Here is a 13,161-nt window from a genome sequence, read left to right as displayed (position 1 = left end):
GTTTTTTTTGCGTCTAAATTTTGGAGTTAATATGATTTATCAAACAGGTACAATCACAACTACAGCGGGTCAGACTAAAATTACCGGCACAGGAACGCGCTGGAAAGATAACTTAAACGGCATCTCAGAAGGCTGTCCAATCTCCTATCTCATCAATAACGTTGTGTACATGAACACCGTGTTATCCGTGAATTCAGATACAGAGATTAACCTCACTTACCCGGTACCGGTAGCAGCCACTGCAGCGAAGTATCAGATAGCGACATTCGTTCTGGACAGCATGAGTGACGGCGTTCGCAAGATGCTAGCGAATCAGCAGTATATCCAGTATTTCTTGCGAAACATGGACGCGTGGCTAACACAGGACGGCATTGTTGAAGTCAAAACACCGACGGGTGAAACAGTAAGGCTTGAGAGTCTTGTTGAGCTGAAAAAACAAATGGATAACAAGCTCGATAAAACAGGAGGCACAATAACAAAAAATGGTGAGGCTTTAACGCTTAAAAACACGTCTGCTAATCAATCCTTATTTCTGAAATTCAGGAAGTCAGACGGTACAGAAAGAGGGTATCTTGGCGCTCCAAATGACACTGACCGAATTTCCTTGGTTAATAGTACAGCAGGCACATCTTTGACATTATCGGAAGATAAACGATTATTGTGGCAGGGTAAAGATGTTCCTACGCTAGTAAACCCACAAGCTCAAGATACGGCTGTTCAATATGCAACGCCCATGTGGATTATTAGATCTAATGGGGTGAACGGCGAATGGGTTAAAATTGCAAAAATAGGCGGGGCTGGGTCATCCTATGGTGGTTCACGCTATCTCTTTACATTAAACTGTACAACATCTGGATTTTCATCCCAGAGCAATTTCCCAGCGTTTGCACACCTGTCTATCACAATAGGTAACGGTAGCAACCCTAACAGAAACGTAGAGGCATCATTTATAGGGCTGGAAGCCTACGGTATCAACAACAGGTCGCCAGTTCGCATTCGCCAGCTTTCAGCATTCGAGGCAGAGGTGTGGGTCGGAATAGGCTCTTACTCAAGACTGAGCTGTTCTTGTATAACTTACGACAGCATGGTGCCTTATTCCAACGTATTTTTAAACGACATCCTATTACTGGACAATGGGGATAAATCCGTATATGAGGGAACTAATAATTATCTATACGCCACAGCAAATAAATATGGCAACGTGGAAAGTAGGGACACGGTAAAAGTAACTGCGACCGGTAACTATCCTCGTGTAACTTTAACTAGATATGACGGGACGTACGTTAACCTAGAAGCGGATCTTCCCAGCAACGGCAACATGGCTAACCTAATTCACCGAAATCAAAGAGATGCAAATATCGCTGTTGTTGGTATTCCTAATAAGAGCGGTACGCTCTATAACACAGGTAACACTATTAAAGATGCTAACGGAAATCTTAAAGCCGCATCCCCAATCATTAAAGTATTCGCAGACCATATCGAACTAAACGATGAATCAGAGGGAATTGAACTCGAAAAACTCGGCACAGGGCGCTATAAACTCAAAGGCACTCTCGGAATGAACTCTGACGCATCGTGGGGTGGTATCCATGGCGGTCTAGTGGTACCGAATGGGATTAACAATTTACCGCTTGTCTGGGCTGATTTTGACGTACTACCAGACGGTGACATCATCATTGAAACGCGCTATAGAAAGCACACACTTCATCCGCGACTCGAAGCGCAGCGTCTAATGACTTATCCAGAGTTTCTCGATGAGAATAACGTTGAGCGTGAAGACTATGACTATTGCGATATTCCAAATGGTCACTGGATTGATGTTCGTGTGAATATGCCGAGTGATTCTATCTACAATCAGAAGCTATCTGAAGCTGAGAGGCTTGCTAAACTAGAAGCAGAGCGATTAGCTGAAGAAGAAGCTAAACGAGCAGCAGAAGAAGCGGAAAGAGCAGAACAGGAAGCTACGGAACGTAAACAATATGACCTTGGTGATAATGACACATTGCTATAATTAAAAAATAAATGCGCCAGCTTGAGTAGTTGGCGCACTCTAATCATTTATCGAAATACTCTACTTCCTCAGTTTCTTTCATTTCAGGCATCCAATCTCCATCATTCCAAATTTCTTCCAGCGTTTCTTCAATGTAGGTTTTCTTTTCGTTCTTACCAAGGCCATCAATAGAAACATTAGCTTGAGATCCCCAACTAATATCGATATTTAAATCAGGGTATTTGGGGTTCAATCTTTTTGTGATCTCATTTCTCAATGCGTCGAAAGTCCCCACAGGTAATTTACCTTTCATGCTTGCAGCGAAGCGAACTTTAATAGTAACCATCGTACATTCTCCTTGCATAAAGTGCTGTATATAAAAACAGTTAAATAATTACTGTGATTATATACAGTAAAATATTAATGGAGATCAAGAAATAAGGTAAAATTTATCTTATGGCTAAGAAAATGACTTCCCCAAAACCATTTAAAGAATATCGTTAAATCAAGAGGTTAAATGATAGTTGAAAATGGCATAAAACCAAGGGGTAATGCCATTTAAATAATTATGAATCAATAAGTTAAGTTATTATTAAGCGCATGAATAAAATATAAATATAGAATTTACTTTCTAAAAATAAAATTAGCTAAAAGTAAAAAGTTAATAAAAAATTGTTATCAATTGTATGTATAGTGAGTAAGCATTTTAATTATTAAAGTATTTTGCATGAAATGCTTCCTAACTAAATGTTTTCATTTATAAAATTATTAATTAAGTTAATGTATAGATAGTATGTTATAGTACATTAAATAATCATGCCTCATTGCTATAAAAGCAAATCTTGCCTTCGCAAGCTTTTATCTAACAAATAGATGCGGTATCCAAGGGAAGTAATTCCTAAGGGATTGCCTATGAATTTATCTACATTGTACCGAAACATTTTATCGCTTACAGGGAATGCTTTAATAATAGTTGTATTACTGCTAGCTGCATTTTCACTTGTATACTGGATGTAAAACTATTCTGCAGATCACGGAAATAAAAGGTATTTAGCCTCTGAAAACTAAGTGTAGAGGCTTAAAAGCATCAATGATGGGGATTGTTAGTGCGCTTCCTCGCGTATAGCTTAATGGAGAAAAAATGAACTATTACATTCAGACAATGATGGAACCACAGGGTACTTATAAAATGCATAAGATTGGATGTAAGAATATGCCTATAGCTGTAAATAGATTTTATCTTGGTAACTTTTTAAATGCTATGCAAGCGATTAAAATGGCTAAAAAATCAGGTTATGAAGTTGTAAAAATATGCTCTAGCTGTATAAATAGTGGTATAACGTATTAAAATAAATCGCTAAATATTACTTTTTAATTTGCATTTATAATATCAATAGTAAGCTCTTCTGAAAAAGGAGTAAAATATAAAATTTGCTATTATTGTGTTTGTGTGGCCTAATGGTTTAACTGGTTTGGAAGTACAGGCCTATTTATGCTAGTCAGTTTAAAGTCGTTCACCATTTAGTGTTATCTAAGATACCCTTCATTGCGAATTCCTTCTAATTAATTCCCATAAGTAAAAATAAAAAACAAACCTAATATGCCTTATGGCAAACTTAAAAAATTAAAGGAAATTCTATGTCTAATACAATGACTGGTTCAGTAAAATGGTTTAACGACGATAAAGGTTTTGGTTTCATTACTCCAGCTGATGGCTCTAAAGATGTATTTGTTCATTTCTCTGCAATTCAGAGTGATAACTTCAAATCTTTAATTGAAGGTCAGCAAGTTTCATTCATCATTGAAAATGGTGCAAAAGGTCCTGCTGCAGGACAAGTGGTGGCGCTTTAAAGACACTATAAAAGTCTATCTGTACTTTAAATGTCCTTGCTGTAGTGGATCTCAATATAGAACCTCACAGTTTGATATTTCAGTAAATAATCCACATGGAGCTAAATGCATTTTTTGCAAAAGCTCAATGAAAGCAAAAGTTTGCTGATTAAAATTTCGATAGTACTTAAAACCTCGTTACAACGAGGTTTTTTTATTTAAATCGTATTTATTTAAATGGATGTGTTAAGGTTAAGGAATAATTATACCTCATTGCTATGAATAGCAAATCTTGCATCCGCAAGCTTTTATCTAAAAATAAATGTGGTATCCAAGGGATATTTACCCAAGGTATACTAATGAAAAAGCAAACAGTTCAGTGTTTAGTTGTAACTATTTATAAGAACATACTCATTTTGGCTGTGTTAACTATAGCGGTCCTTGGTGCAATTTATTTCTTTGATACGCCATCATTAAATAAGCTTGGTAATGGGTATGTGTTTTCTAACAATTAACTCATAAGGTGTATTCTGTGAACTGGTTTCCTCTTTATCGACGTATTGTTATATATTCAGGAAATATATTTGTAGTAATTATATTAGTAGGGATATTAATTTTGATTGCTTCATATGTAGTTAATTTATTTAAATAATTTTTCCCCACCATTAACTCAACTGGAAGAGTATTTAGCCTTATTAAGTCTAAGAGTCGAGGTTCGATACCTCGATGGTGGTCCATTTCCTTAATTAATGATATTACTATTTAATATCAAAGGATTAATATCCTGTGGGTGTATCATGTCAGGCCTAAGTCAATCCAAATTGATTTGTAGAATATTGCAGTGGATTAGTAGTGCCGCATTACTTTTACTTGCTGTTATATTAATAGCCTTTTTAATAAAAGAAACTGTTGTATTAGCAGGGTTATTATTTACAGCTAATGATTCCATATCAATTTATTTATTAGTAGATGGCCTTATTGTTTATTTTTTATACTTTGAGTTCATTGCATTGATTATTAAATATTTTCAATCTAACTATCATTTTCCATTACAGTATTTTATCTATATTGCAATTACTGCAGTAATTAGGTTAATAGTGGTTGAGCATAAAGATCCACAACTCTTTATTATTTACTCCGTATCAATATTAGTACTTATTTTTGCTCTATATGTTTCCAATGCTGATAGGTTAAAGCCCAAAGAATGATTTTATTATAAAATAAATAATTAGCTTAATGATAAGCTATGGTAGGAAAGTTGATCTAAACAAGTAAAATAATTAATGAACTAAAAATCAGAAAATGTTTGAATATGAAAAATATTAAATGAATTCATTAAATTTTTTACAGAAAAATTAATTATAGTAAAACTATACAAATCTTATCTGGGAATTACGTTAACTAAGTGATACTGTTGAGAGAATACTCAGAGGTGATTATGGATACGGATAAAGATGTAATTTATATGCGAATATGCCAAGTAGTTGGTCGGGCTGTTATGTTGCTAAATGAGTCAAAGCATAACATTACTGGAGAGCGCATATCTGCGATCTTAAAAGAGCAAAAAGAAAGTGAGCAAGAGAAACAAATGATTACCATATATGCCATTGCAATTGATTTAATGGATTCTAGACGAACGAATTAATTTCTAATATTATCAATAACTTAAAAACCTCTATTTTTGCTATGTAAAAGATAGAATATTAATGATAATGTCATAAATATCAGATGATTAATATAGCTATATACTGCTGCGTCATGGAAAATGATGCGAAGCGATATCTGATCCCCTTAACACAAGATAATGTTGTTCTAAAAAAGTTATAATAAGGTACTTATTGAGAGTAAACCTTTAAGTTTTGGTCTCCATCAGCTTTGTGCCATGAGCGGAAATTCAAACGGACGCTGTAAATAATTAAAAAAGTCCGATGTAATGGAGCGCAGCAGTGAATATGATTTATTTCTTAGAAGAAATATCATCAGAAGTGTTCTAATAGCTTATCTTGATAGATGTGATAAGTTCTACTATCCCAATTCTTTGCTGAATAGGTCATGAAAGTATCATTAGAACCATAACGTTATGATAATATCAGTAGAATTATTTTATTCATGCATTTTTTCATAAGGGATCTGTATTTGATTTTAGAATTTAAAAGACTAACAGAGGTCAATGTTAGCAATATTATTACGCTCAATAACCATCCTGATGTATTACGGCACATGCCATTGGGAAGCCCCGATTTTAACTACCAAAAGTGTATAGAATGGGTGGCACAAAAAGATGCTCAATGGAAAGAACATGGTTATGGCCCGTGGGCAATTATGATTAATGAGCATTTTGCTGGGTGGGGGGGGTTACAATATGAAGACGGTGATGCAGACCTTGCCCTGGTGCTTCACCCAGATTATTGGGGGGCTGGTAAAATAATCTATGACGAAATTATCAGACGTGCTTTCTGTGAGATGAAACTAGAAAGCATCACTATTTTACTGCCCTTGAGTAGGGTAAAAATTAAAACTATTTTACGGTTGGGTTTTCAACCTGATGGTGAAGTGATGTTTGATAGCATATGTTTTCGTCGGTTCCGCTTATTAGCAACGCAAGAGCCTATATAAAGTAGGTTGTTACCTAAAAATGCATTAGCGGTCGCGCTAACCATGCATTCCTGAACAGGGATAATTATGAACGTCCGCTTATTGTTCAAACCAGACACTCGAGTTTAGCTGTCTAATTAAAGCAAAGATAATTTAAGCGATTAGAAAAGACGATTATTGTGATGGGTTAATTGTGTTAAAATCGATTAATTTCCACTCAATGTTTGAGAAATAGCAGTTATCAAAACTAAATTAATCATTTATGTTATCAATGACTTAAAACTCTCTGTTTTTATCATGAAAAAGATAAAATATTTATAGTAATATGATAAATATCAGATGGTTATGATTAATGTATCTATATACTGCTGCGCCACATGGGTTGGGTTGAAGCGGCAGACTTAATCGTTAAAGGTATGGAAGGCGCGATCGAGGCTAAGACCGTTACCTACGATTTTGAACGATTAATGGATGGCGCTAAGTTGCTGAAATGTAGCGAGTTTGGCGACGCAATCATTAAACACATGTAATTTATTACGTAGTGTGAATAATAACGGGAGCCTAAAAACTCCCGTTTTTTTCGTCGGGTTTTTCTCTCGAAAATGCATAAATTAATTACATTAGCCTATAGGTCGCATAAAAAAATTTGGAAAACTTAAAAGGGTTAAAATATATATTAATTAATAGTATTTAGCTTTGTATTTACAGCTGCCTAGTGCAGTCTTTTATTAATTCTAAACAATCAAATAGGTATGAATCCTATTATCTAAAGATTATCTTAATGCAATGTGAAGACATTTAATGAATAAGTGTTTGTACTTACTTTTGCATAAAGAAATGGCGCTGGAAGTTAGTTTGATAAATGTTAATATGATAAGAATTATTTGTAGTGAAATTAATGATGTAAATAAAAATTAGAAAAGAATCGTTATAAAGTTTAGAACACAGCAAATTAGCAATTCTGAGGTATATAATTATATGAATAACAAATACTTAGCTTCAATTGTTCAATTGGCATTATTTACTGTCTCTTTTCAATCTGCTGCATTTCAAAAAAATGAGTATAACCCGATCGTTTTTAATTTTGCTCAACTCTATGATTTTAATCCAGTTAAAGGCAATATCAAAGAACTGAATACCTTTGTTTATAATGAGGATGAAACCATTAATTATCAGTCTGCATTAAAGGTTGGTCGTGATGGTTGTGTTGATAGTTTCACGATGAAACAAAAAAAAGATGAGTATTTAAATAGCATTGCTAACTGGCTTTCAGTCAAGCGAGAAAAAAATAAATTAGTGGGTTCAGATGCAAATGGACCTGTTGAAATGGAAGTGGCAGAGAATTGTTTGATTATTTCAAGAACTGATAGCAATGGAAAGTTAATATATCAGTACAATAATGATGGAATAATTATCGGCTCAATGAGTGCAGAACCTAAAGTTCAATACAGTGAAAACACATATAACGAGAATAACCTTCCTGAGACGATAAAATATTATAAAGATAATGTTGTTTTCTCTGAAAGTATCATTAGTTACGGCAAAGACATAACTAAGCCATTTGATCTTCAAATGGAAATTAAGGCACTTGGTTTGCCAATCTTAGTTGTTGATTCTAAATGTGATTATGACGAGCAAAATATTGCACACAAATGCAACTTTATACTCACAATCGTATCAAATGGAAAAACAATAAAGTTACCGAAAAGAAGTATTACGGAAACAGTGTTTTACTAGCGGACAATGTATTGAAGCAAATAGATTAAAGATATTTTGAAGAGAATTTAAAAGGGTAGTTAAATAAGCCCCTTACATAATAAGGGGCACTATTTTTATGCTTTTGGATCTGCGCCAAAACGGTTGTCGCCTTTAGTACCCTCTAAGCACATGAAGACGAGCAAAACGATCGCACCAAATGGGATAAATGAGATTAAATACCACCAGCCTGATTTTTCAGTATCATGTAAGCGACGTACAGATACAGCAATGGAAGGGACGATAGTGGCTAACGCATAGATCCCTAATAAAATTCCAGCGATCATTCCTAATCCACCCATTTCGCCTGTTGTGTAATCAACAGATGAAATGATCAATGCATATAGAACCATAATGATGATCATGTTAATAAGAGTAAACATCCAATACTCTTTACGTCTAGCACGACCTTCGAAATTAGCATAGTTATTTTTGATGACTTCCAAATACCAATTCATGTTTATTCCTTGACGAAAAATTGAGTGGTGAGTATAGGTAGAACTTAAATTTGTGTAAATCAGCATTATCTGTATATTTCAAGATAACAGTAAGATAACTCTCAATAAATTAATCCATCTCCCATGAGATAATCTGTTAAAAACAGGCATACTTGCGAAACTTTACATTAATTCTAGCAGCTTATTTCACTTTGCTAAAAGATTGTGCTGGTTTTTTCTTATTTTAAAAATGTATGACTTAAATGAAAATAGTTTTATGTTAGAGATAAAGATAGTATGACCGAGAGTCTTTGTATGGTAGTGCATCTAAGCTCTAAATTTCTTGAGCTCAGTGAGGTAATCTAACCTTTAACCTTTAACCTTTAACCTTTAACCTTTAACCTTTAACCTTTAACTTTAAACGTAAGCACAGTAAAATTAGGCGCATCCTTCTGGTAGTGTTTTTACGTATAAAATTTCAAGTTCATTAAAATAAATAGTAATTTAACTATCAGAATAAATATAAAAATTAGAGGACAGCATGAATATTAAGTTCTTGTCACTGGCTTCCAGCATAACAACATTTTTTTTACCATTTCAGACCGGTGCAGTCCCTATGGATAAATATAACCCGGTTGTTTTTAATATGGCTCAACTGTATGATTTTAATCCAGTAAAAGGCAATGTTAAGCATGTTAAATCTGTCGTTTATAATGAAGATGGTTCTATAAACTATGAGTCAGATTTGAAAATAGCAAAGGATGGCTGTATTGAAAGCTTTAGCATGACTCGTACAAAAGATGAGTATATTAACAGTGTACATAATGAGCTTTCTGTTAAACGTGAGAAAAATAAATTGATTGGTCAAGATTCTAATGGACCAGTAGAAATGGAAATTGGAAATAATTGTTTAATTCTATCTAAAAAAGACTCCGATGGTAAATTAACCTACCAGTATAATGCCGATGGTTTCATTAATAGCTCATGGGTCGCGGAACCTAAAACTAAGCTCAGTGCGTTCCACTATGATGAAAACAATCGCTCATACAATGTTTCCTATTACAATGATAATAAATTGTTTTCAGAGATTTCCGTAAGGTATACGAGTGATGAAACTAAGCCGTATGATCTTATTCTAGAAGTTAAAGTGCTCGATCAGTCTGTGCTAACTGTTGATACTCAATGTGAGTATAACCAGCAGGGCGTGTCGCATAAGTGCCAATTTGTATTGACACTTATTTCGGATGGAAAGCAAATTACATTGAAGAAACATAGTACGACGGATGCTTCATTCTATTAGTTGTAGGTCAATGGGGTGTTTTTCTCCATAGGATAAAATGCAATAAGCCCATAAGACCATGTCCCACAATATAAGCTTCGATTAGTCCTGTGAGTGTTTTATGAATATTTCTTGCTTCAGGGGCTAATGATGAGTTTTGCCACCATAAAATAAACCAAGTTACACCAGAAAGGATAACTAGCGCCAATGCACCCAGTCCAAGCCCTTGGACACTTGTTGCTAACCCTTTAGGTGAGCTGTCAGGAAGCTTTAAATTAAATAAGCTTGTGATATCGTTTTTTATCTGAGTGAGATCCCCCCATAAATAAGGATAGAAATATCTAAATCCTCGATTTGAGAGACAGACAAAAATGAGAATGGCCGCTAAAAATAATAAACAAAACCCAATGATAATGTGTAGCCAAGTAAAATAATACGCAAGACCACTTGTTGGGATTACGCCACTTTTACTGACAGACATCCAATTGCTGATGATAATTTGCCCAATGACCAATAAAAATATCATGCAATGAGTTAAGCGAATCGCGGGCGTTTGATAAACACCAAAAAACTGCCAAATAGATTTAAACAGTTTCATGTTATTCCTTAAAAGAATTCTTTTTCTATTACTCTATGTTGTAGTCTTTTTACTTATGAAATTCAATAAGTTTATTTTGATGATAAGAATTAGATGAATAGATTTACGTAATGTAAATAAGAATTATTTTTATCCAATAAAAGACAGAGTGATTGAAAGTCATGTGATTTGACCGAATATAGCATTAAGAAATGTAAAATTAATATTATATTGGGAAATAGTCATGAATAAGATGGTATTTGTGGAGCAGGCATTAAAAGCGGTTCTTGGTAAACAAATTGGAGAGTTAGCTATAATTAAGCAATTCTTCTCATCGGATTATGTGCAAGTAGTTGACGGAAAAATGATTAATTTTTCTGAGTTCTACTCGCATATGCAGGTTTTAAAAGAAGCCACCGAGAGCATTACGATAGAAATTAAGTCAATTGCAGAAGGTGAAAATTGTGTTCATACGCAACATATTGCGAAAGCAATAAAAAAAGAGGGCACGGTGAGTGAATTTGAAGTATTTGCTTGCTTTCATTTGATGGATGGAAAAATTATTCGATGTGAAGAGCTGACGAGAATGTTATCAGGCTCAAAACACGATAATGATTTGGGTTCTAGAACATAAATATATTTATAAAGGCAATCAACATGAAGCCATGTAGCTAATATAGGGGTTATTGTAATTAGCTACATGATTAAGTGTTATTTTATGCAGGATAAGTGAGTTGCATACCAGTTCCAACTTCTTGTACAGGGGCGTGTTTTGCCAAATGAATTTTAGCAGCTAAGTCCGTGCAATGGCATGGGTGGATCTGCAATAAATTCTGTTTTTTAAAATACTCACTGGTTTGGTGTAACAGCTCATCGGACGCTTTTTGTAAATGAAATCCGCCGATGACAGTCACAATTTTGTCTATTTTAGTGACTCGCTTAGCATGCTCGACAATGTTACAGATCCCAGAGTGTGAGCATCCCGTAATAACAATCAGCCCCTCGGAGGTTTTAATCGCAAGGGCGCTGTCATCCAGTACATAATCATCAACACTGTTATTATGTTCATCGATAGTTTTACCTACCGGCTCTTTTCCTTCAAACGTGTTATTTCGTGGGATCTCACCTAAGAAAATGACATTCTCAGAAACAGAGTAAGAACCTTTAGTTTCAACTGTATCAAAGTAGGCGGTTAAAACATTCTTAGGGGTATTCGCGCCAATAACTTTTGAGTGATAACTTTTAGGTTGCAAAGCATCCGGATGATAAATCAATTTTTTGGATTGCTGGGATTCAACATTTCGGCGATCTAAATATTGAATAAGGTGATTAATTCCCCATGTGTGGTCATTATGACCATGGGATAAAACGAGGTCAGTAATTTGAGCAAGGTCGATATTGAGGATATTGGCATTGTTAATGAAAACATCGGAATAGCCAGTATCAAATAGGATTTTTTTACCGTCAGCTTCAATGTGGTAGCAAACTGCGGGTTCGCCACAAAAATAACTGTCAATCAGGGTGTTGTTATCAACGAGTACAGAAATTTTTATTGTCATTTTTATCTCTTTAGTTGTTTCATTATACAAAGAGGTTATATCAGAATAATGGCAAAAAATATTCAACCATCGATAAACATATAGGGTGTAAAAAATCACATGTTTAAATATGTGATCGGGAAAGGGTTGTTTATGAAAGTGAACTAGTCAATGTGGGTGCTTTAGAGTGATAATCAGTACAAATACTCTTAACCCTATTGAGTTTGCTATGATTTCGTTATTGGTAAAATGCTTGTTTGGTGCACTCGCTGTTTTAGTTATTGCGATTCTCTCGCGTAGCAAAATTTATTATATTGCGGGATTGGTTCCTTTGTTTCCTACTTTTGCATTAATTGCCCATGTGATCGTGGTTCAGGAGCAAGGTGCGGAGGCATTAAGAAAAACAGCATTATTTGGTTTATGGTCACTAATCCCTTATGCAATGTATTTAATCACTGTTTATGTCTTTGCAACCAAATTAACACCGTGGATTTGTTTAAGTTTAGCGACGTTGATTTGGATAGTCGCTGCAGCTGTTTTAGTGTATTTCTGGCAGCTTACTCAGTGAAATTTATTGTTCTAACTCCTTTATTGTGTAAATTGAATGAAATATGCGTTTTTCAGCACTTAAATTTTTATACAACATTTCTGTGTTAGATTTGTACTCGAATTATTTTTTAGACGATTTATAATAATACTTAGTGTGTTCTAATTCGCCATTCTATAGAGAAAAATGTTACTAAGAGTCCTTGTAGTATTATTAGTCGCGGGCTGTTCCTACATAGCAGGTGTGATGACAGAAGTTTCTTCAGATACAGAGATGGACGCAGAGAGTAAAGTCAAAAGCGCCGTTGAAGATTTTCTGGTATATCCATCAGCCGCAACATACAAAAATGTGAAATATCATGTTCTGAATCAGAATGAAGAGGGCGATGAGACTGGCTACTATTGTGGTGAAGTTTTTGGGTTTGAAGATGGTTTACCTTACGGATATAAACGATTTATTGTTCGTTTACATAAAAACAAAGAAGGTAAAACAGTGGTTTCTATTCCACTAGTGGAAAAAGTTGATGATATTGTTCCTGTTGAACAATTTGACCCTATCTGGGAACGTTATTGCAATCGAGAGTAATAAATCATAATAATTAAAAGGCAGATTG

The 13,161-nt window shown here is 34.6% G+C and carries 15 protein-coding genes, 1 tRNA gene and 2 pseudogenes; 14 read left to right on the top strand and 4 right to left on the bottom strand.

What is annotated here, in order from left to right; all coding sequences use genetic code 11:
* The first annotated feature begins 31 nt into the window (after positions 1-31).
* Positions 32-2,011, top strand: coding sequence for a phage tail fiber protein (locus GKR61_RS05500; protein WP_154609769.1), 1,980 nt, complete (start codon positions 32-34; stop codon positions 2,009-2,011).
* A gap of 43 nt (positions 2,012-2,054) precedes the next feature.
* Here GKR61_RS05500 and GKR61_RS05495 read toward each other — a convergent pair whose 3' ends face one another.
* Positions 2,055-2,336, bottom strand: a complete 282-nt coding sequence (locus GKR61_RS05495) for a DinI-like family protein (RefSeq protein ID WP_154604274.1) — start codon at positions 2,334-2,336, stop codon at positions 2,055-2,057.
* Between the two features lie 795 nt (positions 2,337-3,131).
* Here GKR61_RS05495 and GKR61_RS05490 point away from each other — a divergent pair.
* The 9 genes and pseudogenes from GKR61_RS05490 (at position 3,132) to GKR61_RS05455 (ending at position 8,152) form a co-directional block, all read left to right on the top strand.
* The gene (locus GKR61_RS05490) at positions 3,132-3,338 is read left to right on the top strand and encodes a hypothetical protein (protein WP_154609462.1); all 207 of its coding nucleotides are present in this window, start codon (positions 3,132-3,134) and stop codon (positions 3,336-3,338) included.
* 290 nt (positions 3,339-3,628) lie between these two features.
* A complete protein-coding gene (cspE, locus tag GKR61_RS05485) occupies positions 3,629-3,841 on the top strand; it encodes a transcription antiterminator/RNA stability regulator CspE (RefSeq protein ID WP_036975560.1) in 213 nt (70 codons plus the stop codon).
* Positions 3,798-3,971 (top strand): annotated as a pseudogene (gene ymcF / locus GKR61_RS17915) (cold shock small protein YmcF); the annotation flags it as partial. The gene cspE and the pseudogene ymcF, both read left to right, overlap by 44 nt.
* 508 nt (positions 3,972-4,479) lie before the next feature.
* Positions 4,480-4,557, top strand: a tRNA-Asn gene (locus tag GKR61_RS05480).
* A gap of 60 nt (positions 4,558-4,617) precedes the next feature.
* Positions 4,618-5,028 carry a phosphate-starvation-inducible protein PsiE gene (gene psiE, locus GKR61_RS05475; RefSeq protein ID WP_154599178.1) on the top strand — a complete coding sequence of 137 codons (411 nt, stop codon included), beginning with the start codon at positions 4,618-4,620 and terminating at the stop codon, positions 5,026-5,028.
* A 230-nt stretch (positions 5,029-5,258) separates the two neighbouring features.
* Positions 5,259-5,465: a DUF2767 family protein gene (locus tag GKR61_RS05470; protein WP_154599179.1), complete on the top strand. Its 207-nt coding sequence runs from the start codon at positions 5,259-5,261 to the stop codon at positions 5,463-5,465.
* 491 nt (positions 5,466-5,956) lie between these two features.
* The gene (locus GKR61_RS05465; RefSeq protein ID WP_036979447.1) at positions 5,957-6,436 is read left to right on the top strand and encodes a GNAT family N-acetyltransferase; all 480 of its coding nucleotides are present in this window, start codon (positions 5,957-5,959) and stop codon (positions 6,434-6,436) included.
* Positions 6,437-6,777: 341 nt separating this feature from the next.
* Positions 6,778-6,945: pseudogene (locus tag GKR61_RS05460) on the top strand (NADP-dependent isocitrate dehydrogenase); the annotation flags it as partial.
* A gap of 448 nt (positions 6,946-7,393) precedes the next feature.
* On the top strand, positions 7,394-8,152 hold the full coding sequence (locus GKR61_RS05455; RefSeq protein WP_036953138.1) for a YnfC family lipoprotein: 759 nt from the start codon (positions 7,394-7,396) through the stop codon (positions 8,150-8,152).
* Between the two features lie 95 nt (positions 8,153-8,247).
* Here the strand turns inward: GKR61_RS05455 and GKR61_RS05450 are convergent, their stop codons facing one another.
* The gene (locus GKR61_RS05450) at positions 8,248-8,628 is read right to left on the bottom strand and encodes a DUF805 domain-containing protein (RefSeq protein ID WP_036953139.1); all 381 of its coding nucleotides are present in this window, start codon (positions 8,626-8,628) and stop codon (positions 8,248-8,250) included.
* Between the two features lie 520 nt (positions 8,629-9,148).
* Here GKR61_RS05450 and GKR61_RS05445 point away from each other — a divergent pair.
* Positions 9,149-9,907: a YnfC family lipoprotein gene (locus GKR61_RS05445; protein WP_154639599.1), complete on the top strand. Its 759-nt coding sequence runs from the start codon at positions 9,149-9,151 to the stop codon at positions 9,905-9,907.
* 7 nt (positions 9,908-9,914) lie between these two features.
* Here the strand turns inward: GKR61_RS05445 and GKR61_RS05440 are convergent, their stop codons facing one another.
* Positions 9,915-10,484, bottom strand: coding sequence for a cytochrome b/b6 domain-containing protein (locus tag GKR61_RS05440; RefSeq protein WP_108478015.1), 570 nt, complete (start codon positions 10,482-10,484; stop codon positions 9,915-9,917).
* A 223-nt stretch (positions 10,485-10,707) separates the two neighbouring features.
* Here GKR61_RS05440 and GKR61_RS05435 point away from each other — a divergent pair, with 223 nt between their 5' ends.
* Complete coding sequence (locus GKR61_RS05435; protein ID WP_036953143.1) at positions 10,708-11,097, top strand: nuclear transport factor 2 family protein; 390 nt, start codon at positions 10,708-10,710, stop codon at positions 11,095-11,097.
* 82 nt (positions 11,098-11,179) lie between these two features.
* Here the strand turns inward: GKR61_RS05435 and GKR61_RS05430 are convergent, their stop codons facing one another.
* Complete coding sequence (locus GKR61_RS05430) at positions 11,180-12,022, bottom strand: MBL fold metallo-hydrolase (protein ID WP_036953144.1); 843 nt, start codon at positions 12,020-12,022, stop codon at positions 11,180-11,182.
* A 208-nt stretch (positions 12,023-12,230) separates the two neighbouring features.
* Here GKR61_RS05430 and GKR61_RS05425 point away from each other — a divergent pair, with 208 nt between their 5' ends.
* Positions 12,231-12,569, top strand: coding sequence for a GlpM family protein (locus GKR61_RS05425; RefSeq protein ID WP_036953145.1), 339 nt, complete (start codon positions 12,231-12,233; stop codon positions 12,567-12,569).
* Positions 12,570-12,734: 165 nt separating this feature from the next.
* Positions 12,735-13,133, top strand: coding sequence for a hypothetical protein (locus GKR61_RS05420; protein ID WP_036953146.1), 399 nt, complete (start codon positions 12,735-12,737; stop codon positions 13,131-13,133).
* Positions 13,134-13,161: the final 28 nt, after the last annotated feature.

Origin of the sequence: Providencia sp. wls1916 (assembly GCF_009706585.1) — a bacterium.
Classification (GTDB): Bacteria; Pseudomonadota; Gammaproteobacteria; order Enterobacterales; family Enterobacteriaceae; genus Providencia; species Providencia lanzhouensis.
The sequence above is the reverse complement of the archived record's forward strand: the minus strand, read 5'-3'. Positions and strand labels throughout refer to the sequence as shown.